This is a genomic window from Desulfotomaculum defluvii (genome assembly GCF_054657375.1).
In genome coordinates this window covers 296,966-319,034 of sequence record NZ_BAAHYV010000006.1, presented here as the reverse complement: position 1 = coordinate 319,034, position 22,069 = coordinate 296,966, and the positions used below count along the sequence as shown (strand labels likewise).

The following is a 22,069-nucleotide window of genomic DNA, read 5'->3' as shown; positions in this document are numbered from 1 at the left end:
GGAAATAAATATAGCCCTGAACTAATACATTCAATGATAGGAGGGAAATGATTATGGAATCACCGCTCTATCAAGAATGGGTAAAACAGGAACGTGCTGAAGGTAGAGCTGAAGGTAAAACTGAAAAAGCTCAAAATGCTATTTGTAAAATACTCTACAGAAAAGTTGGCGTCGGGTCCCTGGAACTTCAGCAGATGGTCAAGAACATAACCAGCGAACCTGTATTAGACTGGATATTTGATCAAATTGTTGATGTCACTGACAAGGAAGTAGCCAAAAAAATTATTCAGACAGCCATTACTCAAATGAAATAAACCAACCAGTCAAATGGTTCCCATAATACATGTTATGTGAAAACTCCCCTGCTGGGTTAATCAGCGGAGGAGTTGTATAATTCAAGCGCTTTAGTTCGTTAAGTTAGTAACGTATGTAGGGACTGTCCCCTTTCGGTAAATTCTGGAAGTGCCGGGAGGCCTTCCGGAATTTACCGCCGAGCAGTTTTGCTCGCCACTCTGACTGTTCCGACCTTCAATTCTCTGAGTAATACAGGCCTCAGTGGCTTTTACATCCGGGCACACCGCAGTTTGTTACCTCCCTGCGTTCCGGATATGCTAATCACCCGAACCGGCTAATTGGTGATAGGCGACTTTCACGCCATTAGATTCTCAGCCTTGACGGCTGCTCCCGCACGGACTGTCCCTTTTTGGGGAAAACTGGAAGCCCTGGGGAGGGGATTCCGGTTTTCCCCCCGAGCACAAGTTTGTGGTATAATTGTACAAAGGAGTTGAAAGTATATGGATTTAATCAAGTACAATATTATCGAGGCTATCAAAAAGTTACCTGATGGGTGCTCGGCTGAAGATATTATGTATCAGATATATTTTATTTCACAGGTTATGGAAGGAATTAAAGATGCTGATGAAGGTCGAGTATTAACAACCAAAGATGTATTGGAGCAGATTGAAACGTGGTAAAGCTAATTTGGACCGAACGTGCTGTAAGAAATTTGAAACATATTTTTGATTATATAGCAGTCGATTCCAGGATTTATGCAAACCAATTTGCGAAAAGAATTGTTAAAGCGAGTGATAAGCTGAAAAACTTTCCCTTAATTGGCAGAGTGGTTCCAGAATTCACTAACCAACAATTGAGAGAAGTAGTTTTTCAGAATTACCGTATTGTATATCGTGTTTCGGAGGACCTGAAAACAGTGGAAATAATTTCAATTGTGCATGCTTCTCGTAATCTTTTATCACTTTCTCGCGATGACTGGGAATTACAATAGACATAACGAGCAGTAGACTATTTCTTCATTCCGGTCATATCAATCAGACTATTGGTCTGGGACAGGTCCTGCCTTTCTAGTGTTAGCACTATTATTAGCTTAGGAATATACTACAAATGAAATAAAACCAACCAGTCAAATGGTTCCGGTAATATATCTTACGTTAAAACTCCTCTGCCGAGGTAATCAAGCGGAGGAGTTTGTATTAATCCAATCGCTTTAGCTCGTTAAGTTGGTAACGTGAGTGGGGACTGTCCCCTTCTGGGAAATTCCGGAAGCCCACGGGGAGGGGGATTCCGGTATTTCCCCCGAGCATAAAAATCACCCCTGGCTATATTTTACAGTGGAAAATATAATATATCAATAAGCATACACTTTTAAGAGTACTCTTTGTTATTAATCAACTGGTTCCAATAATGAGTTAAACCGATGGGGCGATGGCTATAATGGCTGGAAATAAATATAGCCCTGAACTAATACATTCAATGATTAGGAGGGAAATGATTATGGAATCACCGCTCTATCAAGAATGGGTAAAACAGGAACGTGCTGAAGGTAGAGCTGAAGGTAAAACTGAAAAAGCTCAAGATGCTATTTGTAAAATACTCTACAGAAAAGTTGGCGTCGGGTCCCTGGAACTTCAGCAGATGGTCAAGAACATAACCAGCGAACCTGTATTAGACTGGATATTTGATCAAATTGTTGATGTCACTGACAAGGAAGTAGCCAAAAAAATTATTCAGACAGCCATTACTCAAATGAAATAAACCAAACAGTCAAATGGTTTCCATAATACATGTTATGTGAAAACTCCTCTGCCGAGGTAATCTAGCGGAGGAGTTTGTATTAATTCAAGCGCTTTAGTTCGTTAAGTTAGTAACGTATGTAGGGACAGTCCCCGTTTCGGTAAATTCTGGAAGTGCCGGGAGGCCTTCCGGTTACCTCCGATCAGTTTTGCTCGCCACTCTGACTGTTCCGACCTTCAATTCTCTGAGTAATACAGGCCTCAGTGGCTTTTACATCCGGGCACACCGCAGTTTGTTACCTCCCTGCGTTCCGGATATGCTAATCACCCGAACCGGCTAATTGGTGATAGGCGACTTTCACGCCATTAGATTCTCAGCCTTGACGGCTGCTCCCGCACGGACTGTCCCTTTTTGGGGAAAACTGGAAGCCCTGGGGAGGGGATTCCGGTTTTCCCCCCGAGCACAAGTTTGTGGTATAATTGTACAAAGGAGTTGAAAGTATATGGATTTAATCAAGTACAATATTATCGAGGCTATCAAAAAGTTACCTGATGGGTGCTCGGCTGAAGATATTATGTATCAGATATATTTTATTTCACAGGTTATGGAAGGAATTAAAGATGCTGATGAAGGTCGAGTATTAACAACCAAAGATGTATTGGAGCAGATTGAAACGTGGTAAAGCTAATTTGGACCGAACGTGCTGTAAGAAATTTGAAACATATTTTTGATTATATAGCAGTCGATTCCAGGATTTATGCAAACCAATTTGCGAAAAGAATTGTTAAAGCGAGTGATAAGCTGAAAAACTTTCCCTTAATTGGCAGAGTGGTTCCAGAATTCACTAACCAACAATTGAGAGAAGTAGTTTTTCAGAATTACCGTATTGTATATCGTGTTTCGGAGGACCTGAAAACAGTGGAAATAATTTCAATTGTGCATGCTTCTCGTAATCTTTTATCACTTTCTCGCGATGACTGGGAATTACAATAGACATAACGAGCAGTAGACTATTTCTTCATTCCGGTCATATCAATCAGACTATTGGTCTGGGACAGGTCCTGCCTTTCTAGTGTTAGCACTATTATTAGCTTAGGAATATACTACAAATGAAATAAAACCAACCAGTCAAATGGTTCCGGTAATATATCTTACGTTAAAACTCCTCTGCCGAGGTAATCAAGCGGAGGAGTTTGTATTAATCCAATCGCTTTAGCTCGTTAAGTTGGTAACGTGAGTGGGGACTGTCCCCTTCTGGGAAATTCCGGAAGCCCACGGGGAGGGGGATTCCGGTATTTCCCCCGAGCACGGACTGTCCCTTTTTGGGGAAAACTGGAAGCCCTGGGGAGGGGATTCCGGTTTTCCCCCCGAGCACAAGTTTGTGGTATAATTGTACAAAGGAGTTGAAAGTATATGGATTTAATCAAGTACAATATTATCGAGGCTATCAAAAAGTTACCTGATGGGTGCTCGGCTGAAGATATTATGTATCAGATATATTTTATTTCACAGGTTATGGAAGGAATTAAAGATGCTGATGAAGGTCGAGTATTAACAACCAAAGATGTATTGGAGCAGATTGAAACGTGGTAAAGCTAATTTGGACCGAACGTGCTGTAAGAAATTTGAAACATATTTTTGATTATATAGCAGTCGATTCCAGGATTTATGCAAACCAATTTGCGAAAAGAATTGTTAAAGCGAGTGATAAGCTGAAAAACTTTCCCTTAATTGGCAGAGTGGTTCCAGAATTCACTAACCAACAATTGAGAGAAGTAGTTTTTCAGAATTACCGTATTGTATATCGTGTTTCGGAGGACCTGAAAACAGTGGAAATAATTGCAATTGTGCATGCTTCTCGTAATCTTTTATCACTTTCTCGCGATGACTGGGAATTACAATAGACATAACGAGCAGTAGACTATTTCTTCATTCCGGTCATATCAATCAGACTATTGGTCTGGGACAGGTCCTGCCTTTCTAGTGTTAGCACTATTATTAGCTTAGGAATATACTACAAATGAAATAAAACCAACCAGTCAAATGGTTCCGGTAATATATCTTACGTTAAAACTCCTCTGCCGAGGTAATCAAGCGGAGGAGTTTGTATTAATCCAATCGCTTTAGCTCGTTAAGTTGGTAACGTGAGTGGGGACTGTCCCCTTCTGGGAAATTCCGGAAGCCCACGGGGAGGGGGATTCCGGTATTTCCCCCGAGCATGGATTGCTTGCGCCCTAGGAATTGCTGCCTGTCGAAAATTCAAAAGTGTGCGTTACATTCGAATGCCAGAGTTACTGACCGAGTTGAATGTGGCAAAAGGACTAGGGACTTTCCGAAAGGTGATCAAATCTTACCAAAAGCCCGATTTGCTTATTGTTGACGAATGGCTCATTCGTTGTCTCACCCAGCAAGAATCCTACGACCTCTTAGAGATCATTGAAGCTAGGATTCACCGTGGTTCTCTGATTCTCTGCGCTCAATATGCTCCTAAAGGCTGGTATGAACGCATCAGCCCGTCCAATGAGGGACCGATCTCCGAAGCAATCATTGACCGTATCATTCATAATGCTTTTGAGATCATTATTGATGGACAAGTCTCTATGCGCGAAAGACATGGTTTGAAAGCAACGGCCCCTAAGATGCCGAATCAAACATAGTAATTTGATTAACTAACGCTGTGTAAAGAGGGTGGCCTTGACGACCGTGATAGTGGCCTTCACTTACCGTCAAGGTGGCCCTCTTTGCCCGTGAAGGTGGTCTTATTTGATCGGAATACACAACAGTCCCCGTTCGGTAAATTCTGGAAGTGCCGGGAGGCCTTCCGGTTACCTCCGATCAGTTTTGCTCGCCACTCTGACTGTTCCGACCTTCAATTCTCTGAGTAATACAGGCCTCAGTGGCTTTTACATCCGGGCACACCGCAGTTTGTTACCTCCCTGCGTTCCGGATATGCTAATCACCCGAACCGGCTAATTGGTGATAGGCGACTTTCACGCCATTAGATTCTCAGCCTTGACGGCTGCTCCCGCACGGACTGTCCCTTTTTGGGGAAAACTGGAAGCCCTGGGGAGGGGATTCCGGTTTTCCCCCCGAGCACAAGTTTGTGGTATAATTGTACAAAGGAGTTGAAAGTATATGGATTTAATCAAGTACAATATTATCGAGGCTATCAAAAAGTTACCTGATGGGTGCTCGGCTGAAGATATTATGTATCAGATATATTTTATTTCACAGGTTATGGAAGGAATTAAAGATGCTGATGAAGGTCGAGTATTAACAACCAAAGATGTATTGGAGCAGATTGAAACGTGGTAAAGCTAATTTGGACCGAACGTGCTGTAAGAAATTTGAAACATATTTTTGATTATATAGCAGTCGATTCCAGGATTTATGCAAACCAATTTGCGAAAAGAATTGTTAAAGCGAGTGATAAGCTGAAAAACTTTCCCTTAATTGGCAGAGTGGTTCCAGAATTCACTAACCAACAATTGAGAGAAGTAGTTTTTCAGAATTACCGTATTGTATATCGTGTTTCGGAGGACCTGAAAACAGTGGAAATAATTTCAATTGTGCATGCTTCTCGTAATCTTTTATCACTTTCTCGCGATGACTGGGAATTACAATAGACATAACGAGCAGTAGACTATTTCTTCATTCCGGTCATATCAATCAGACTATTGGTCTGGGACAGGTCCTGCCTTTCTAGTGTTAGCACTATTATTAGCTTAGGAATATACTACAAATGAAATAAAACCAACCAGTCAAATGGTTCCGGTAATATATCTTACGTTAAAACTCCTCTGCCGAGGTAATCAAGCGGAGGAGTTTGTATTAATCCAATCGCTTTAGCTCGTTAAGTTGGTAACGTGAGTGGGGACTGTCCCCTTCTGGGAAATTCCGGAAGCCCACGGGGAGGGGGATTCCGGTATTTCCCCCGAGCATTAAATCCTGAAGCTCGCTGTCCGATAGGTCTTTTTCAAACGGCCAGGATATTCCACATTCATCTGCTCGTTGAATAACAGCTGATGCGGTGTTACGTGAGCATTGGCAACTTGCTGCTATGCCACGCTGACTGATGCCTTGGCTATGGAGCCGAAGGATTTCACGGTACTTGATCATTTGCTGATCCTCCTAGATGTTATTTACACTGAAGAAGTGCAAATTCCATTATAGGGGGATTAAGAGGGCAGTGGCTCTCTTGAGTACCATGATGGCTCTATTTCATGCACATGGTGGCTCTCACAAATCGGAACGGTGGCTCTATCTCGTCATATTATTCACAGTAGCGAAATGGGGTCAAGTGGTACACTTTTATAATATCATTTACATATAGAATTGCTAAATATTTTAGAATCAGTAAACATTGCAACGCAATAAATTATAAACACCATGTTTTAAACGTAAGCGTCTAATAAGTCAGTGTATGGAAACTTCCCTAATTCAGTGGGACAATTCTCTAAATTAGAGTTTTTAGAGTTTATCGAGTTCACTCGAAAAACTCTAAAGGAGGTTTAGAGTTGAATACCAGGGAAGTGACCAACCAGTATCGATTAAGTCAGTGGACTGATATTGTCCGAGAATGCCGCAGTAGTGGAAAAACTGTCTCTGCATGGTGTTCTGATCATGACATCAGTCCGGCGAGTTACTATTATTGGCTAAAACGTATTCGTACGGCTGCCTGCGAAGCCCTTCCATCACTCTGTGCCCAAAACAACCCAATCGTTCCGGTAAACATTGCGGGCCCCACTGCTGGTACTGATCCCAGCATGGATCAAAAATCATCGTCAGATATTACAATACGTTTGGGTACTGTAACACTGGAGATTCGCAACAATGCCTCCGCAACGTTGATCGAAAACACCCTGAGGGCACTGCAAAATGTTCGGTGATATCTCGAAAGCGGAGAGAATTTATATCGCCTGTGGTTATACCGATATGCGTAAGTCCATTGATGGGCTTGCCGCCATTGTCCAACAGAACTTTCAATTGAACCCCTTCCAGAACAGTTTGTTTCTCTTTTGTGGTCGAAGACGCGACCGGATGAAAGCACTCTATTGGGAAGGGGATGGATTCGTTCTCCTTTATAAACGCCTGGAAAGCGGAAGCTTTCAATGGCCAATGAATGCTAAAGCCGTTCGCTTAATCACATACCAGGAATTCCGATGGCTCCTAGAAGGTCTTTCTATAGACCAACCTAAGGCAGTGAAAAAGCTTAATATTACGGCCTGTCTTTAACAGCAAAAAATCCTGTAAATCTGCATGTTTACTGGGTTTGTTGCCATCTTTATGGTATAATGGATACAGCGGAAAACACTAAAGGATCTGTATTCATGAGCGCAACAGAGCAGGTAAAAATACTGGAAAAACGTATATGCGAACTGGAGTTGGAAAACAAACGGCTTCACGATAGCGTTGAATATCTGACGAAAAAATTATTCGGCAGAAGTTCTGAGAAGACATCATCCCTTTCTTTGGGGCAGATGTCTCTTTTTGATGAAGCAGAAACCACAACTGATCCGTTGGCGCCAGAACCTACACTTAAAGAGGTGGATGATTACCGGCGAAAGAAATTTAAGGGTCAGCGGAAGGAATTATTAAAGGATATCCCTCGTGTTAAACGTCTCTGTACCCTTGTTAAAGAAGACCGCTTTTGCGAAGCATGCAACACCCCTCTTGTCCCGGTAGGTGAAGAATTCATCCGTACTGAAATTGAGTTCATTCCTGCCCAAGTGAGGGTTATCGATTATTACCGTGAAACCTTCGAGTGCCGCACCTGTCGTAAAAAAGGTCAACCCTACATGGAGAAGTCACCCATGCCTTATCCAGTAGTACAACATTCCATGGCATCTCCTTCTACAGTAGCATGGGTCATGCATCAAAAGTTCGTCAACGCCTTACCCCTTTACCGACAGGAAAAGGAGTGGAAGACGCTGAGTGTGAACTTAAGCCGTGCTACCATGGCCAATTGGATTATTGCCGCATCCCGGGACTGGTTGGCACCATTGGTGGATTTAATGCATCAGAAGATCTTGCAGGGAAAATATCTGCATGCGGATGAAACAACGGTTCAAGTTCTGAATGAAGAGGGACGTAAGAATACGACCGATTCCTACATGTGGGTATACGCCACTGGCCAACATTGCAAACACCCCATTCGAATCTTCGAGTATCAACCTGGCAGAAGTGGCAAATACCCTCAAAAATTCCTAAAAGGGTTCAAGGGATATCTTCACACAGATGCGTACTCAGGGTACAAAAAGATTCCAGGAATCATACGGTGCCTCTGTTGGACACATCTTCGAAGAAACTTTGTCGATGCCCTTCCGAAAGATATACATAGCCCGGAAGCCACCTTGCCAAGCCAAGGCATCTCATTCTGCAACAAACTCTTCGAGATTGAAAAGACTCTAGAGAACCTTTCGAGCGAACAACGTAAATCGGAGCGTCTGAAACAGGAAAAACCAGTTTTAGATGCTTTTTGGGCGTGGATTGATTCCACCAGAGGTAAGGTGCTGCCAAAATCCAAGCTTAGTGAGGCATTCATCTATGCTCTCAACCATAAGGAAGAGTTTATGAATTATCTTAAGGATGGTAACTGCTCCATTTCCAACAACCTTGCTGAAAACAGCATCCGTCCCTTTACCATAGGACGCAAAAACTGGCTGTTCAGTGGAAGCCCAAAAGGAGCTTCAGCAAGTGCCGCCGTTTACAGCATCATCGAAAGTGCTAAGGCAAATGGTCTCAATCCGTATAAATATCTTAATTTTATCTTCAAAGAATTGCCGGGGGTACAGTTCGGCCAACATCCAGAGTTCCTTGAAGATTACCTTCCCTGGAGTCCAGAAGTTCAAGAAGCCTGCAAGTAGAGAGCAAAAACTTAGTTTACACAAGTTTTTGCTTTTTTCTATCCACCAAGTTATTTGACGCTTACTTTTAAACTTACAAACTTAGGCCTTATGGAAATTACTTTACAAAGAGAATAACAAGAAAGTACACGTATAAATATTTAACTGGTTCCAATAATAAGTGTTATGTGAAAACTCCTCTACCAGGGTAATCCAGCGGAGGAGTTTGTATTAATTCAAACGCTTTAGTTCGTTAAGTTAGTAACGTATGTAGGGACAGTCCCCTTTCGGTAAATTTTGGAAGTGCCGGGAGGCCTTCCGGAATTTACCGCCGAGCAGGGAAGGACAGGTGAGTTCTCCCAAGTTGACGTATCATAACAATATCTAGCATGCCAGGCTCTACGACCCCGGGGAAGCCTACCTGCTCTTGCCGTTACGATCAGGTAGATGTTGCCTTCCGCACAGTCCACCGCGTCGGCCTTCCCGGATTAAGGATATCGGGGCTCAATCACTTCAGCTTTCGCTTCCGGCCTACTAGTTAGCTGTCTACGCTTGAAGACGCACGTCACCGTGCGCCAACCAAGACTCGCTATGGAACGATTTGGCTGAACCTTTTCCAGTGGGATTTCCACCCACTATATGACACGCCCTTTGCTTGGCGCACGGACAGTCCCCTTTCGGTAAATTCTGGAAGTTGCCGGGAGGCCTTCCGGGATTTACCTCCGCACATTCTGATTGATGGTGAGATATCTATGAGAGAACGACATGGTTTAGAAAAATAGTGATCTGAGGTCACCACTAAAAGTGGTGGCCCTATTAATGTCACCAGTGGTTCATTTTAATATCCTAAGTGGTTCAAAAATATGGCATAGTTGGATCTTTTCTATGGCAATAATCAGACAGATCATTACAACAAGATTTACTAGCTGCGATGGTATAATGGCTGGAAATAAATATACCCCTGAACTAATACATTCAATGATTAGGAAGTAGCCAAAAAAATTATTCAGACAGCCATTACTCAAATGAAATAAACCAGTCAAATGGTTTCCATAATACATGTTATGTGAAAACTCCTCTGCCGAGGTAATCTAGCGGAGGAGTTTGTATTAATTCAAGCGCTTTAGTTAGTTAAGTTGGTAACATAAGTGGGGACTATTTTCGTAAATTTTGGATGCCCCGTAGACCTTCCGGAATTTACCGCCGAGCAGTGGGATTAAGTACCTTGTTGTAAAATCTTTCATCCTTTTTTTCGAAAATTTAGGGTATAATTATAACAGCAAGTCATGGAGGTGTTAAGAATGCCAAACATTAAGCCAATTTCTGATTTAAGGAACTATAACAATGTTCTCCGCTCCTGCAAGGTCGGAGAACCAGTGTTCTTAACTAAAAACGGTAGAGGTCGCTATGCTCTTTTAGATATGCAGGATTACGAAAAACAACAGGCAGTGATAAAGCTGCTATCCAAGCTCTCCGAAGCAGAGGATGCAGTTAAAACGGGAGAGGAATGGAAGTCACTTAATGACCTAAAGAATGCATTGGAGGTCTAATTGTGAAATATAAGAGGTGCAGTTCCCTTCTAGGATAAACAATTTAACGTACTATTGTTTTAGGGAAATTATAGATTGGGACTTGAATAGTTTTCTTGGCTACTGGTGGAGTTTCCCTTAAACGATCAAGTTCCTCACATACCTCTGGCTCAAAATACTGCTCACCACAAGTATCACATACAAAAGCCGGAACATTTTCAACAAATGTTAATTTTTCTCCCCACCAATTTTCTGTGGTTACCTTTTTTCTAACAGTCTTGCCACCACACATTAAACATTTAGTAATCATGCTATTCGACCTTTCCTCGCGTTTTTGGATCTACCCATTTGGGTGGCTCTGGAAAATAAACAGTAATAATTACCGAGGTCCCTGAAGGATCGGAACCGCAAACTTCATGTAAGGGCTTGCCACCGCTAGTATAACCTAATACTAGGCAACTATGACCCCTTTGGTCCTCCTGATAATCCTCAAGAACTTCTCCATGTGCAATTGCTATTACTAAATCAAAATCCCTTACACACCGTTGCCCTGCTCGCATCCTAGCATGGCGACTAAGAATTTCCCATTCAGGCTCTGGCTACAATAGTGTGTGAAACCTAGGAAATCAAAGGTTTCCGGTTTGGTAACTCTGCCACTGCCTGGCTTGTTCTCGTCATCCTTATCATCTTTGTATTTCTTCCATATATTACGTCCGAATGGTATAATCTTCGATTTCTCAAAGGATATTTCTAACCCAAATTTACCTAACCTCTCTTGCAGTAACTGATAGAAGTGTTTAGCCTCTTGTTCGTACTGGAAGCAGAAAACATTATCATCGGTATATCTAACCATGAAGGCGTCCCCTTTGCATTGTTTCCGTACCTTCTTTTCAAACCATAGGTCAATGACGTAGTGCAAATATATGTTCGACAAGATTGGGGAGGCTAGGCCACCTTGCGGAGTGCCTTCTGTTGTCTCGTATCGTTTTCCCTCTTCCATAATCCCTGCTTTGAGAAATCGTTTGACTAACCGGATAATGTTAGGGTCACTGATACGATGTTCTAGAAATTTGATTAGCCATTCGTGGTTTACGTGGTAGTAGTGCTAACATAATAGTTGACCACCTTGGTGGCCTGTTAATGTTTCTCTTGAGCATGCCAGGCTCTACGACCCCGGGGAAGCCTACCTGCTCTTGCCGTTACGATCAGGTAGATGTTGCCTTCCGCACAGTCCACCGCGTCGGCCTTCCCGGATTAAGGATATCGGGGCTCAATCACTTTAGCTTTCGCTTCCGGCCTACTAGTTGGCTGTCTACGCTTGAAGACGCACGTCACCGTGTGCCAACCAAGACTCGCTATAGAATGGTTTGGCTGAACCTTTTCCAGTGGGATTCCCACCCACTATATGACACGCCCTTTGCTTGGCGCACGGACTGTCCCCTTTTGGGGAATCCTGAAAACTGTTAGGAAGGGGATTCCGGTTCCCCCGAACACGAGCCGTCTCCTTTTGGTAGAAGTGCACGAGGAGGCCTTCCGAAATTTACTGAAATGGCAATTTACCTGAGTAAGTTGTCCCTAATTTTTGTGCTGGGTCTTGTTTCCTCTTTGGGAGGTTTTATTTCCTTAACCTTTGTATCAAGTATAATCTTATCTTCCTTTTTGTTCGTCATAATAATTAAACACCACCTTTGGTAGGTAGTGTTTCCATTAAATGTAATATCTATTAGTTGTTAATGCGTACAGAGGTAACTTCACTTATATCTACATTATCCAAATTAATAACAACCCCAGTGTTCTCAGGTAGTCTATAGAGTATTTCCCGTGTTTCAATATCCAGGTATGCAACGTTAGTTAAAAAAACTTCGCGATATTCACCTTGGGCAACTACATACTCTACTCCACCTTCAATTAATTTATCGTTTACTCTTATAGTTATCCAATGTGAATTGGGTTCACTACTTTTCCTATAATCACTATCTAAAAGTCTGGCGTAAACATTTGGTGGTTCCACGGTTGGTCTTATATATCTTCTTAATGTCTTTACTAAAAACACTTCAAATCTTAGGTATATCAATGCCCAGGTAAAACTTATTACTGCCAATAAACCAACAGTTGCCATAGGTGCCCAACGGGTAGAAAGAAGAAGGTTTTTAATGGATCCTACATCATGAATATCTAGGCCCCATATTAAAATTAATATTGGGTAAATAATTGTATAAATAACTAATGAATGTAAAATACTTAAATATGTGATATCAGATTTTTTAGTGGTTTCTTCTTTCTTACTTAAAGACCGTATTAACGTTTGGGAAAAGAAACCGGGTAATATAAAAAGAACAATTAAGAATATAGTATCCGGTCTTATTTGCATATAAGTTCTTCTTTTTTAAGCTTGTCCCTTATAACAATTCTGCTTGGCCTAGTTTCTTCCTTAGGGGGTACCAGCTTTGTTACAGTCGTTTCAAGTATTACGGGTTCCCGTTTACTATTTAAAGTTCTACTATCCGCTTCTTGAGCTTCTGCCTTAAAGAAAAATTTAAACATAAAAATCACCCCTGGCTATATTTTACAGTGGAAAATATAATATATCAATAAGCATACACTTTTAAGAGTACTCTTTGTTAGTAATCAACTGGTTCCAATAATGAGTTAAACCGATGGGGCGATGGCTATAATGGCTGGAAATAAATATAGCCCTGAACTAATACATTCAATGATTAGGAGGGAAATGATTATGGAATCACCGCTCTATCAAGAATGGGTAAAACAGGAACGTGCTGAAGGTAGAGCTGAAGGTAAAACTGAAAAAGCTCAAGATGCTATTTGTAAAATACTCTACAGAAAAGTTGGCGTCGGGTCCCTGGAACTTCAGCAGATGGTCAAGAACATAACCAGCGAACCTGTATTAGACTGGATATTTGATCAAATTGTTGATGTCACTGACAAGGAAGTAGCCAAAAAAATTATTCAGACAGCCATTACTCAAATGAAATAAACCAAACAGTCAAATGGTTTCCATAATACATGTTATGTGAAAACTCCTCTGCCGAGGTAATCTAGCGGAGGAGTTTGTATTAATTCAAGCGCTTTAGTTCGTTAAGTTAGTAACGTATGTAGGGACAGTCCCCGTTCGGTAAATTCTGGAAGTGCCGGGAGGCCTTCCGGTTACCTCCGATCAGTTTTGCTCGCCACTCTGACTGTTCCGACCTTCAATTCTCTGAGTAATACAGGCCTCAGTGGCTTTTACATCCGGGCACACCGCAGTTTGTTACCTCCCTGCGTTCCGGATATGCTAATCACCCGAACCGGCTAATTGGTGATAGGCGACTTTCACGCCATTAGATTCTCAGCCTTGACGGCTGCTCCCGCACGGACTGTCCCTTTTTGGGGAAAACTGGAAGCCCTGGGGAGGGGATTCCGGTTTTCCCCCCGAGCACAAGTTTGTGGTATAATTGTACAAAGGAGTTGAAAGTATATGGATTTAATCAAGTACAATATTATCGAGGCTATCAAAAAGTTACCTGATGGGTGCTCGGCTGAAGATATTATGTATCAGATATATTTTATTTCACAGGTTATGGAAGGAATTAAAGATGCTGATGAAGGTCGAGTATTAACAACCAAAGATGTATTGGAGCAGATTGAAACGTGGTAAAGCTAATTTGGACCGAACGTGCTGTAAGAAATTTGAAACATATTTTTGATTATATAGCAGTCGATTCCAGGATTTATGCAAACCAATTTGCGAAAAGAATTGTTAAAGCGAGTGATAAGCTGAAAAACTTTCCCTTAATTGGCAGAGTGGTTCCAGAATTCACTAACCAACAATTGAGAGAAGTAGTTTTTCAGAATTACCGTATTGTATATCGTGTTTCGGAGGACCTGAAAACAGTGGAAATAATTTCAATTGTGCATGCTTCTCGTAATCTTTTATCACTTTCTCGCGATGACTGGGAATTACAATAGACATAACGAGCAGTAGACTATTTCTTCATTCCGGTCATATCAATCAGACTATTGGTCTGGGACAGGTCCTGCCTTTCTAGTGTTAGCACTATTATTAGCTTAGGAATATACTACAAATGAAATAAAACCAACCAGTCAAATGGTTCCGGTAATATATCTTACGTTAAAACTCCTCTGCCGAGGTAATCAAGCGGAGGAGTTTGTATTAATCCAATCGCTTTAGCTCGTTAAGTTGGTAACGTGAGTGGGGACTGTCCCCTTCTGGGAAATTCCGGAAGCCCACGGGGAGGGGGATTCCGGTATTTCCCCCGAGCATATACATTTAGATATTGTGACGAGTATCATTATTTTACGAGGAACTGATTACGAAGAATTGCATTTCTAGGAAAAAGTAAGCAACACAAATAAGCCCGCCGAGCCAACACAATGGGCTTAGCGGGTAATTGTATTTAGTCTCTACTAAACAAATCTCTTGTATATACCTTGTCTTCTACATCACGTAAATCATCAGACAATCGATTCGCAACTATTACATCTGAAACTCTCTTAAACTCTTCAAAGTCATTAATTACTCTTGAATTAAAGAAGGTCTCCTCATGAAGTGCTGGCTCATATACAACAACTTCAATACCCTTAGCTTTAATACGTTTCATGACACCTTGAATTGCTGATTGTCTAAAATTATCAGAGTCCATTTTCATGGTAAGCCTATAGATACCAACAATCTTAGGTTTCTTCTTAATAATCATTTCGGCTACATGGTCTTTTCTTGTTCTGTTTGCATCTACGATAGCTGTCATTATATTATTTGGAACATCTTCATAATTAGCTAATAGCTGTTTAGTGTCTTTAGGTAGACAGTAGCCACCATAGCCAAAGGAAGGATTATTATAATGGTTACCAATTCGTGGATCCAGACCTACACCATCAATAATTTGCTTACTATCTAATCCTCTTACCTCTGCATAAGAATCGAGCTCATTAAAAAATGCGACTCTCATCGCAAGGTAAGTGTTAGCAAATAGTTTAATAGCTTCCGCTTCTGTTGAATTAGTAAATAACAAAGGAATATCTTCCTTAATAGCACCTTTAACTAACAAGTCAGCAAATAATTGGGCTCTATCAGATTGTTCACCAACGATTATGCGTGACGGGTATAAGTTATCGTACAAAGCCTTTCCTTCACGTAAAAATTCAGGTGAAAAAATAATATTATCTGTTTCAAATTTTTCCCTTATCTTTTCTGTATAACCAACTGGGACCGTTGATTTAACTACCATTATGGCATCTGGATTAATAGACAATACATTGGCAATAACAGCTTCAACAGTTCTAGTATTAAAATAGTTTTTTTCCGGATCATAATTCGTTGGTGTAGAAATAATGACGTATTCAGCATCTTTATAAGCTTTATAATTATCTGTTGTTGCAGTTAGATTTAGTTCTTTTGTTGCTAAATATTCTTCAATCTCATTATCAATGATTGGAGACCTTTTATTATTAATCATATCTACTTTTTCTTGGATAATATCTAACGCAATTACTTCGTTATGTTGTGCCAGTAATATTGCATTTGATAAGCCCACATAACCTGTACCTGCGATTGTAATTTTCATATGAACATTACCTCTTTCAAATTTCAATAACTTTTTTGTTTAAGCCACATTTATTAATCTTAATACTCTATTTATTAATGCTATATTGCTTCTCAAAATAGTTCTGATAATCTCCACTTAAAATTTGCTCCCACCATTCTTTGTTATCAAGATACCATTGAATAGTTTGAGAAATTCCAGTTTCAAAAGTATAAGTTGGTTGCCAACCTAAATTCTCCAATTTAGTAGGATCAATTGCATAGCGCTTATCGTGACCCAACCGATCTTTTACAAATTCAATTAATTCCTCTGATTTACCAAGCGTTTTAATAATTGTCTTAACAACTTCTAAGTTTGTTCGTTCATTATGCCCACCAACATTGTATACCTCACCATTTACACCTTCGTGCATGACTAGATCAATCGCTGAACAATGGTCAATCACGTGTAACCAGTCACGAATGTTTTTCCCATCTCCATAAACTGGTACCTTCTGTTCATTTAAAACACGAGAAATAGTTAATGGAATCAATTTCTCTGGAAAGTGGTACGGCCCATAGTTATTCGAACAACGAGTGATATTTACAGGTAGACCATAGGTTTCATGATACGACCTTACTAATAAATCAGACGATGCTTTACTAGCACTATAAGGGCTATTTGGTTGCAATGGCGTTTCTTCTGTAAAAAATTTAGTTGGATCAAAATCAAGCTCTCCGTAAACCTCATCGGTCGAAACATGTACAAATTTGGTTACTCCAACTGCTCTTGATGCGTCTAATAACACTTGTGTCCCGACTACATTCGTTTGAACAAAGACCCCTGGATCTGTAATGGAACGATCAACATGGCTTTCTGCAGCAAAATGGACAACATACTCAAACTTTTCTTTTTCAAAAAGTGTAACTATTGTTTCACGGTCAGCAATGTCAGCCTTCACAAAAAAGTAATTGCCTTTTGTTTCAATATACTTGTGCTTTGTTAAATCCCCTGCATAAGTTAATAAATCCAAATTATATATGTCATATTGTGGATACTTGTTCATCATATATTGAACAAAGTTACCTCCAATAAAACCAGCTCCACCGGTAACGAGAATTTTCTTTCTAGACACTTATTTCACCTCTTATTTTAATTCACTTAGATAATGTTTTACTGCATCCTGCCATTTTGGTAAGGGATGAAAACCATTCTCAATCAGTTTTTGCTTTGACATCCGTGAATTTTTTGGACGGACAGCTCGAGTTGGATACTCTTCAGTAGAAATAGAATTAACTTTCACATCAGCATTAGCTTGTCTAAATATTTCTTGAGCAAACTCTGCCCAACTACAAAAACCTTCATTTGAAGCATGATAAACTCCATATTTATCACTTTGGATCATCTCTATAATCAATCGAGCTAAATCGAATGTATAAGTAGGGGAGCCCACTTGGTCACCTACAACGTTTAATTCTTTTCTAGTTTCCGCTAATCTAAGCATCGTTTTAATAAAGTTACTTCCATTTATACCAAAAACCCATGATATACGTACAATAAACCAATGATCTAACATTTGTTTTACTATTTTTTCACCTTCATATTTTGTTAACCCATAATATCCAATAGGATTTGTTTTATCAGTTTCTTGGAACGGTGATTCTCCTTTTCCGTTAAACACGTAATCAGTACTTATATACAAGAACTTTGCATCTATCTCTCTTGCAGCTTTAACTAAGTGCTTTGTTCCTTCAACATTAACGTTCCAGCAATTACCATTATCATCCTCTGCTTTATCAACTGCTGTATAAGCAGCACAGTGAATAATTGCGTCAGGATTCATTTCTTTAACGTATTGAGTAACTGCAGCTTCGTTTGTAATATCTAAATCCTTTGAGCCTGTTCCCACCATTTTAAGCCCATTTTTCGAGCCACATTGTACGACATCATACCCTAGCTGACCAGTATATCCTGTTACTAATACCTTCATAAGACTAATCCCCATAGCTGAAGTTATTCTCAGCATTCTTTAATACTGGTGCCTTTTCATCTTTTCCAGATAATACAGGCTTTATATCCAAAGGCCATTTGACTCCAATTGTAGGGTCATTCCAAATAATGCCCCTATCACATTCCGGAGCATAAAGCTCATCCACCTTATATTGTACTTCAACATTTTCAGTTAAGGTCATAAACCCGTGAGCAAACCCTTTTGGAATTAATAATTGCTTTTTATTTTGTGCTGTTAATTCAATTCCAAACCATTCCCCAAATGTTGGACTTTGTTTACGTATATCTACTGCAACATCAAAAATAGCACCTTGTGTACAACGTACTAATTTTGTTTGTGCTTTCGGATTTAATTGATAATGTAATCCTCTTAATGTGCCTTTAGATGCTGAAAAAGATTGGTTGTCCTGAACAAACTTCACATCAATTCCAGCTTCTAAAAAAACCGATTCGTTATAGGATTCCAAAAACCAGCCCCGATGATCACCAAATACGTTTGGTTCAACAACAACCACACCATCTATATTTGTCTTTGTAAATTTCATCCTTCAATTCACTTCTTTCTCTATTTAATATTGTATCTCTCCATTTGCAACCTTCATTAAATATTGGCCATATCTAGTTTTACTAAGTTTTTCACCGCACTCCCATAAATGTTCCTTAGTAATCCATCCATTAATAAAAGCAACTTCCTCTGGAGCAGCAATCTTAATTCCTTGATGTTCTTCTACTGTTTTCACAAAGTTTGTTGCTTCAACTAAGCTTTGATGTGTTCCTGTATCCAACCAAGTAAACCCTCTACCTAATAACTCAACTTCTAAATCTCCCATTTTTAAATATGCTTCATTTATTGAGGTGATTTCGAGTTCACCACGGTTAGAAGGTTGAACATTTTTAGCAACCTCAACAACACGATTATCGTAAAAATATAACCCTGTAATAGCATAATTTGATTTTGGTACTTCAGGCTTCTCTTCAACACTAATGACCTTGCCATTTTGATCAAACTCTACTACTCCGAAACGTTGTGGGTCCTGAACATGATAACCAAAAACTGTAGATCCACTTTCTTTATTTGCAGCACGTTGTAGTATTTTTCTCATTCCACTTCCATAATAGATGTTATCTCCTAGTATCATCGCAACAGAATCATTACCAATGAATTTTTCACCAATTAAAAAAGCCTGAGCTAATCCATCTGGGCTCGGCTGGACTTTATACTCGAGATTAATTCCAAACTGCGATCCATCCCCAAGTAATGCCTTAAATCGTGGCGTATCATCTGGAGTTGAAATAATAAGTATATCTTGAATCCCTGCTAACATTAAAGTTGATAAAGGATAGTAAATCATGGGCTTATCATAAACTGGTAGTAATTGTTTACTTGTAACCATTGTTAAAGGGTATAATCGAGTACCACTACCCCCTGCTAAAATAATACCTTTCACTAATAATACTCCTCTCTATATTGCGAATAGATGTCTTATATTACAAAGAAATTTGTAATACCTAACAAGTAGGAAATCCCCCTTACACAAACTGAAATAAAAAATATTAAACCTAAACTAACTGCAACATTAATTAAATATTTCTTAACCGGTACTTTCATAACTTTAAAAAACGAGCAATAATACCCAATATTCAATACTATAAAAAATAATGACATAATTATCAGAGCACTATAAACATCTTGGAATATATACTTACCAATTAAAGCACCAATTGTATAGGCGAAGATCTGTAATATAACTGATATCATTGCATAATTTTGTTTTTCCAAAACAACGGGTAGTCCTTGTACTGAGTAAGTGAGGAACATAAAGAAATATTGCAATGTTAATATTTGTATAAAATTCCCTGCAATCTCCCATTCATCCCCTAAGAAAATGGTAATAGCAACATCACCAAAAGCTATTAGTAAAGACATGGGAATAATACCAACCTTCATTCCTTTTATCATATTGTTAATTACATACTTTCCTATGTCTTTTCCATCTCTTCTCATTTTAGAAGATGTGCTAAAAAAAACACGCCCTATAGCCTTTGCCAAGAATGTACTTGGCATTTGAAGCAGCCTAACTGTAATTGCGTAGTATCCAAGAATCTCTTCTCCCCAAAAACTCCTTATTAATAGAGTCGGCAATTGATTTTTAATGTTTGAAAGAATATTTGCAGGCATTTGATATTTGATAAACCTTTTTTGCTTTAAAATATGAAATAACATATATTCATGTTTAAAGGTAAACATACCTTTAGGTAATTTTCGTTTCATATGGATAACTGTAAAAAATTGACCTAACATATGACCAATAAAATACCCATACTCTCCCCATTGCCACAAACCTAATAAAATTGCAGACAAACTAAATAATCCATAATTTATTACCGGATTTTTCATTAGAATATCGTACTCACTATTCCTATTCAAAATGGTATAACAAAGATCTATTTGTTTAGAAGTAAAGATTAAGAAAGACAAATATATAAATAAGAATAGTAAATTCATTTCTGTTTCTACAAAAAAACTATAAAACAAAGTTACAATTATAGATGCTGTTATACTAAAAAAACTTATTATTGTTGTTAATACTTTGTACAGATCATTTACATCATCTTCATCTACAATCATAATTGAATGCAACAAACCTAAGTCCGAAAAAGAGTTAACAATGATAGCGATGGACATCAGTAACGTCCAATGCCCAATAATTTCCGGACCATATATTCTAGCAATTATCGGAAGTGTAAGAATTGAAATACCTTGCCCTAGTATAGTTCCGAAAGATATTTTTGCAGCATTCACTTTATTTTTAGAGAATTTCTTTCCAACTCTACTTAACATTTTCAATTCATATTTTCCTCCACAAATTTATATTATTATCTAATTTTTTGTATAGAATTAGATTTATTCTTCTTTTAAAACCTTAAATAAATTTTGGAAGTTCTCTAATACTAAATTAACTAGCTCATCTCGTTTTGAAGCTAACAATTCTTTATTAGTATTTAATGATTTAACATAATAATCGTACAACATCGATATTTCAATGCAGTGATTTTGCTCTTCTATATCCCAAGTAGATAAATAGCTCTCTAATTTAGGTCTATCTTTACTTAACCCTATATGCGGTACACTATAAGACATTGCAGTGATATTTCCATGTAAACTAGTACCCGCAAAAAATTGAGAGCAGCCAATGATATACATCATTTCATAAATATTGAGTTCATCCATTAATTCTACTTTATCTGGAATTTGATCCTTAATCTTTCGTAACCCTATTCTATCATCATGATTTGTGGCATACCCTAACGGCAATAATACAATTTTTACTTCTTTTGAATGGGACTTTATTCTTTTTATTTGAGAAATATATTCCTCTTTATTTTTTTTGTAAATACTCAAATTTGTTTGAATGCAGATATAATTTTTATTTTCATTAACAAAATTTCTGATTACCGGGCTAACCTTTTTTTCCAAAATTTCTAACGGAAAAATATCAGACATCATTGTAGCTGAATCAGGATATAAATGAGCTTGTGGAATATTAATGTTATTTAATACGTCATTTTCTCGCACTGATATATAATCCGCTTTAGACAATTTATCATGCAAATAGTCGTACTTACTAGCCGGTATGCGCCCCCCAACTGTATTATACATAATGTTAATTTCATTATTAAAATGGCTTGGATCAATTACCCAAGGGTAGTCTGATCTAATTCCAAATTTCTTTCTAAAAAAAGAGTCTATTATTTTCTTCCCAACTATTTTCCTCATACCTTTAACTATAAAACTCTTAAATAAAAATATTGGATAGTTTTCACATAGATGCAAATATAAATTTGTATTTTTTGAACTAATTACTTCTCCACCTGAAATAATAACTGCACTACCATCTGGGATATTCTTTTGATATAAGTCTTTAATTCTTTTGGATTTCTTACCTCCTACCCCTGTTAAGTCAGAGTTAACTAATCCATAATATTCAAGTTGAAAATCCTTCAGTAAATTTTTATCATACTTTTTAAGGTATTCTTCAATAATAATAGGAAAAAGTAAATCTCCATAGTTATATCTATCAAATGCTCCAATAATATTTATTGATTTTTTCAT

30 protein-coding genes and 1 pseudogene are annotated in these 22,069 nt (G+C 38.8%); 18 read left to right on the top strand and 13 right to left on the bottom strand.

Annotated features, from left to right (window positions below; genetic code table 11):
- The first annotated feature begins 53 nt into the window (after positions 1-53).
- The 11 genes from ACYQ03_RS04200 to ACYQ03_RS04150 all read left to right on the top strand — a co-directional run bounded on the left by ACYQ03_RS04200 (position 54) and on the right by ACYQ03_RS04150 (position 5,657).
- A complete protein-coding gene (locus ACYQ03_RS04200; protein WP_459907877.1) occupies positions 54-314 on the top strand; it encodes an RpnC/YadD family protein in 261 nt (86 codons plus the stop codon).
- Between the two features lie 480 nt (positions 315-794).
- Positions 795-974 (top strand): hypothetical protein, encoded by a 180-nt coding sequence (locus tag ACYQ03_RS04195; protein WP_459907855.1) that lies wholly within the window; start codon positions 795-797, stop codon positions 972-974.
- Entirely contained in the window at positions 968-1,285 is a 318-nt protein-coding gene (locus tag ACYQ03_RS04190) for a type II toxin-antitoxin system RelE/ParE family toxin (RefSeq protein WP_459907853.1), read from the top strand. The genes ACYQ03_RS04195 and ACYQ03_RS04190 overlap by 7 nt, the downstream gene beginning before the upstream one ends.
- 506 nt (positions 1,286-1,791) lie before the next feature.
- A complete protein-coding gene (locus ACYQ03_RS04185; RefSeq protein WP_459907857.1) occupies positions 1,792-2,052 on the top strand; it encodes an RpnC/YadD family protein in 261 nt (86 codons plus the stop codon).
- A gap of 481 nt (positions 2,053-2,533) precedes the next feature.
- Positions 2,534-2,713 carry a hypothetical protein gene (locus tag ACYQ03_RS04180; protein WP_459907855.1) on the top strand — a complete coding sequence of 60 codons (180 nt, stop codon included), beginning with the start codon at positions 2,534-2,536 and terminating at the stop codon, positions 2,711-2,713.
- Entirely contained in the window at positions 2,707-3,024 is a 318-nt protein-coding gene (locus ACYQ03_RS04175) for a type II toxin-antitoxin system RelE/ParE family toxin (RefSeq protein WP_459907853.1), read from the top strand. Before ACYQ03_RS04180 ends, ACYQ03_RS04175 begins: the two co-directional genes overlap by 7 nt.
- Positions 3,025-3,444: 420 nt before the next feature.
- Positions 3,445-3,624, top strand: coding sequence for a hypothetical protein (locus ACYQ03_RS04170; protein WP_459907855.1), 180 nt, complete (start codon positions 3,445-3,447; stop codon positions 3,622-3,624).
- Positions 3,618-3,935 carry a type II toxin-antitoxin system RelE/ParE family toxin gene (locus ACYQ03_RS04165; protein WP_459907875.1) on the top strand — a complete coding sequence of 106 codons (318 nt, stop codon included), beginning with the start codon at positions 3,618-3,620 and terminating at the stop codon, positions 3,933-3,935. Before ACYQ03_RS04170 ends, ACYQ03_RS04165 begins: the two co-directional genes overlap by 7 nt.
- A 240-nt stretch (positions 3,936-4,175) precedes the next feature.
- On the top strand, positions 4,176-4,688 hold the full coding sequence (locus ACYQ03_RS04160) for an ATP-binding protein (RefSeq protein ID WP_459907873.1): 513 nt from the start codon (positions 4,176-4,178) through the stop codon (positions 4,686-4,688).
- Positions 4,689-5,166: 478 nt separating this feature from the next.
- Positions 5,167-5,346 carry a hypothetical protein gene (locus ACYQ03_RS04155; protein WP_459907855.1) on the top strand — a complete coding sequence of 60 codons (180 nt, stop codon included), beginning with the start codon at positions 5,167-5,169 and terminating at the stop codon, positions 5,344-5,346.
- Complete coding sequence (locus tag ACYQ03_RS04150) at positions 5,340-5,657, top strand: type II toxin-antitoxin system RelE/ParE family toxin (RefSeq protein WP_459907853.1); 318 nt, start codon at positions 5,340-5,342, stop codon at positions 5,655-5,657. The genes ACYQ03_RS04155 and ACYQ03_RS04150 overlap by 7 nt, the downstream gene beginning before the upstream one ends.
- Positions 5,658-5,862: 205 nt before the next feature.
- Here the strand turns inward: ACYQ03_RS04150 and ACYQ03_RS04145 are convergent, their stop codons facing one another.
- Positions 5,863-6,150, bottom strand: a complete 288-nt coding sequence (locus tag ACYQ03_RS04145; protein WP_459907872.1) for a hypothetical protein — start codon at positions 6,148-6,150, stop codon at positions 5,863-5,865.
- 398 nt (positions 6,151-6,548) lie between these two features.
- Between ACYQ03_RS04145 and tnpA the strand changes: the two genes are divergently transcribed.
- From tnpA to ACYQ03_RS04125, 4 genes are all read left to right on the top strand, one after another.
- Positions 6,549-6,920: an IS66 family insertion sequence element accessory protein TnpA gene (tnpA, locus tag ACYQ03_RS04140; protein ID WP_459907871.1), complete on the top strand. Its 372-nt coding sequence runs from the start codon at positions 6,549-6,551 to the stop codon at positions 6,918-6,920.
- Positions 6,910-7,266 (top strand): IS66 family insertion sequence element accessory protein TnpB, encoded by a 357-nt coding sequence (gene tnpB / locus ACYQ03_RS04135; RefSeq protein ID WP_459907869.1) that lies wholly within the window; start codon positions 6,910-6,912, stop codon positions 7,264-7,266. Before tnpA ends, tnpB begins: the two co-directional genes overlap by 11 nt.
- Positions 7,267-7,361: 95 nt before the next feature.
- Positions 7,362-8,897 carry an IS66 family transposase gene (gene tnpC / locus ACYQ03_RS04130; RefSeq protein ID WP_459907867.1) on the top strand — a complete coding sequence of 512 codons (1,536 nt, stop codon included), beginning with the start codon at positions 7,362-7,364 and terminating at the stop codon, positions 8,895-8,897.
- Positions 8,898-10,177: 1,280 nt separating this feature from the next.
- Positions 10,178-10,426 (top strand): type II toxin-antitoxin system Phd/YefM family antitoxin, encoded by a 249-nt coding sequence (locus ACYQ03_RS04125; RefSeq protein ID WP_459907866.1) that lies wholly within the window; start codon positions 10,178-10,180, stop codon positions 10,424-10,426.
- A 43-nt stretch (positions 10,427-10,469) separates the two neighbouring features.
- Here the strand turns inward: ACYQ03_RS04125 and ACYQ03_RS04120 are convergent, their stop codons facing one another.
- From ACYQ03_RS04120 to ACYQ03_RS04100, 5 genes and pseudogenes are all read right to left on the bottom strand, one after another.
- Positions 10,470-10,715 carry a type II toxin-antitoxin system MqsA family antitoxin gene (locus ACYQ03_RS04120; RefSeq protein ID WP_459907864.1) on the bottom strand — a complete coding sequence of 82 codons (246 nt, stop codon included), beginning with the start codon at positions 10,713-10,715 and terminating at the stop codon, positions 10,470-10,472.
- Between the two features lies 1 nt (position 10,716).
- Entirely contained in the window at positions 10,717-10,965 is a 249-nt protein-coding gene (locus ACYQ03_RS04115) for a DUF4258 domain-containing protein (protein ID WP_459907863.1), read from the bottom strand.
- Positions 10,941-11,495 (bottom strand): annotated as a pseudogene (locus tag ACYQ03_RS04110) (reverse transcriptase domain-containing protein); the annotation flags it as partial. The pseudogene ACYQ03_RS04110 and the gene ACYQ03_RS04115, both read right to left, overlap by 25 nt.
- 633 nt (positions 11,496-12,128) lie before the next feature.
- Positions 12,129-12,776, bottom strand: a complete 648-nt coding sequence (locus ACYQ03_RS04105; RefSeq protein ID WP_459907861.1) for a DUF6338 family protein — start codon at positions 12,774-12,776, stop codon at positions 12,129-12,131.
- Positions 12,767-12,949 carry a hypothetical protein gene (locus ACYQ03_RS04100; RefSeq protein ID WP_459907859.1) on the bottom strand — a complete coding sequence of 61 codons (183 nt, stop codon included), beginning with the start codon at positions 12,947-12,949 and terminating at the stop codon, positions 12,767-12,769. The genes ACYQ03_RS04105 and ACYQ03_RS04100 overlap by 10 nt, the downstream gene beginning before the upstream one ends.
- 190 nt (positions 12,950-13,139) lie before the next feature.
- On the opposite strand from ACYQ03_RS04100, the gene ACYQ03_RS04095 reads away from it, so the two are divergent.
- The 3 genes from ACYQ03_RS04095 (at position 13,140) to ACYQ03_RS04085 (ending at position 14,371) form a co-directional block, all read left to right on the top strand.
- Positions 13,140-13,400, top strand: coding sequence for an RpnC/YadD family protein (locus ACYQ03_RS04095; RefSeq protein WP_459907857.1), 261 nt, complete (start codon positions 13,140-13,142; stop codon positions 13,398-13,400).
- A gap of 480 nt (positions 13,401-13,880) precedes the next feature.
- Positions 13,881-14,060, top strand: a complete 180-nt coding sequence (locus ACYQ03_RS04090; protein WP_459907855.1) for a hypothetical protein — start codon at positions 13,881-13,883, stop codon at positions 14,058-14,060.
- Entirely contained in the window at positions 14,054-14,371 is a 318-nt protein-coding gene (locus ACYQ03_RS04085) for a type II toxin-antitoxin system RelE/ParE family toxin (protein ID WP_459907853.1), read from the top strand. Before ACYQ03_RS04090 ends, ACYQ03_RS04085 begins: the two co-directional genes overlap by 7 nt.
- A 449-nt stretch (positions 14,372-14,820) precedes the next feature.
- On the opposite strand, the gene ACYQ03_RS04080 is transcribed toward ACYQ03_RS04085, so the two are convergent.
- The 7 genes from ACYQ03_RS04080 to ACYQ03_RS04050 form a co-directional block, all read right to left on the bottom strand.
- On the bottom strand, positions 14,821-15,987 hold the full coding sequence (locus ACYQ03_RS04080; RefSeq protein WP_459907852.1) for a nucleotide sugar dehydrogenase: 1,167 nt from the start codon (positions 15,985-15,987) through the stop codon (positions 14,821-14,823).
- A gap of 67 nt (positions 15,988-16,054) precedes the next feature.
- Entirely contained in the window at positions 16,055-17,080 is a 1,026-nt protein-coding gene (gene rfbB, locus ACYQ03_RS04075; protein ID WP_459907850.1) for a dTDP-glucose 4,6-dehydratase, read from the bottom strand.
- Positions 17,081-17,092: 12 nt separating this feature from the next.
- Complete coding sequence (gene rfbD / locus ACYQ03_RS04070; protein ID WP_459907848.1) at positions 17,093-17,935, bottom strand: dTDP-4-dehydrorhamnose reductase; 843 nt, start codon at positions 17,933-17,935, stop codon at positions 17,093-17,095.
- Between the two features lie 4 nt (positions 17,936-17,939).
- On the bottom strand, positions 17,940-18,500 hold the full coding sequence (rfbC, locus tag ACYQ03_RS04065) for a dTDP-4-dehydrorhamnose 3,5-epimerase (RefSeq protein ID WP_459907846.1): 561 nt from the start codon (positions 18,498-18,500) through the stop codon (positions 17,940-17,942).
- 24 nt (positions 18,501-18,524) lie between these two features.
- Positions 18,525-19,403: a glucose-1-phosphate thymidylyltransferase RfbA gene (rfbA, locus tag ACYQ03_RS04060; RefSeq protein ID WP_459907844.1), complete on the bottom strand. Its 879-nt coding sequence runs from the start codon at positions 19,401-19,403 to the stop codon at positions 18,525-18,527.
- Positions 19,404-19,438: 35 nt separating this feature from the next.
- A complete protein-coding gene (locus tag ACYQ03_RS04055; protein WP_459908741.1) occupies positions 19,439-20,797 on the bottom strand; it encodes an oligosaccharide flippase family protein in 1,359 nt (452 codons plus the stop codon).
- 63 nt (positions 20,798-20,860) lie between these two features.
- Positions 20,861-22,069, bottom strand: a complete 1,209-nt coding sequence (locus ACYQ03_RS04050) for a polysaccharide pyruvyl transferase family protein (protein ID WP_459907842.1) — start codon at positions 22,067-22,069, stop codon at positions 20,861-20,863.

Coding starts and splice junctions, on each gene's coding strand:
- ACYQ03_RS04145 (WP_459907872.1), bottom strand. CDS start 6,150: ATGATCAAGTACCGTGAAATCCTTCGGCTCCATAGCCAAGGCATCAGT.
- ACYQ03_RS04120 (WP_459907864.1), bottom strand. CDS start 10,715: ATGATTACTAAATGTTTAATGTGTGGTGGCAAGACTGTTAGAAAAAAG.
- ACYQ03_RS04105 (WP_459907861.1), bottom strand. CDS start 12,776: ATGCAAATAAGACCGGATACTATATTCTTAATTGTTCTTTTTATATTA.
- ACYQ03_RS04185 (WP_459907857.1), top strand. CDS start 1,792: ATGGAATCACCGCTCTATCAAGAATGGGTAAAACAGGAACGTGCTGAA.
- ACYQ03_RS04100 (WP_459907859.1), bottom strand. CDS start 12,949: ATGTTTAAATTTTTCTTTAAGGCAGAAGCTCAAGAAGCGGATAGTAGA.
- ACYQ03_RS04180 (WP_459907855.1), top strand. CDS start 2,534: ATGGATTTAATCAAGTACAATATTATCGAGGCTATCAAAAAGTTACCT.
- ACYQ03_RS04155 (WP_459907855.1), top strand. CDS start 5,167: ATGGATTTAATCAAGTACAATATTATCGAGGCTATCAAAAAGTTACCT.
- rfbC (WP_459907846.1), bottom strand. CDS start 18,500: ATGAAATTTACAAAGACAAATATAGATGGTGTGGTTGTTGTTGAACCA.
- ACYQ03_RS04090 (WP_459907855.1), top strand. CDS start 13,881: ATGGATTTAATCAAGTACAATATTATCGAGGCTATCAAAAAGTTACCT.
- ACYQ03_RS04170 (WP_459907855.1), top strand. CDS start 3,445: ATGGATTTAATCAAGTACAATATTATCGAGGCTATCAAAAAGTTACCT.
- ACYQ03_RS04055 (WP_459908741.1), bottom strand. CDS start 20,797: ATGTTAAGTAGAGTTGGAAAGAAATTCTCTAAAAATAAAGTGAATGCT.
- ACYQ03_RS04195 (WP_459907855.1), top strand. CDS start 795: ATGGATTTAATCAAGTACAATATTATCGAGGCTATCAAAAAGTTACCT.
- ACYQ03_RS04125 (WP_459907866.1), top strand. CDS start 10,178: ATGCCAAACATTAAGCCAATTTCTGATTTAAGGAACTATAACAATGTT.
- ACYQ03_RS04200 (WP_459907877.1), top strand. CDS start 54: ATGGAATCACCGCTCTATCAAGAATGGGTAAAACAGGAACGTGCTGAA.
- ACYQ03_RS04095 (WP_459907857.1), top strand. CDS start 13,140: ATGGAATCACCGCTCTATCAAGAATGGGTAAAACAGGAACGTGCTGAA.
- ACYQ03_RS04115 (WP_459907863.1), bottom strand. CDS start 10,965: ATGCGAGCAGGGCAACGGTGTGTAAGGGATTTTGATTTAGTAATAGCA.
- ACYQ03_RS04050 (WP_459907842.1), bottom strand. CDS start 22,069: ATGAAAAAATCAATAAATATTATTGGAGCATTTGATAGATATAACTAT.
- tnpC (WP_459907867.1), top strand. CDS start 7,362: ATGAGCGCAACAGAGCAGGTAAAAATACTGGAAAAACGTATATGCGAA.
- ACYQ03_RS04080 (WP_459907852.1), bottom strand. CDS start 15,987: ATGAAAATTACAATCGCAGGTACAGGTTATGTGGGCTTATCAAATGCA.
- tnpB (WP_459907869.1), top strand. CDS start 6,910: ATGTTCGGTGATATCTCGAAAGCGGAGAGAATTTATATCGCCTGTGGT.
- rfbD (WP_459907848.1), bottom strand. CDS start 17,935: ATGAAGGTATTAGTAACAGGATATACTGGTCAGCTAGGGTATGATGTC.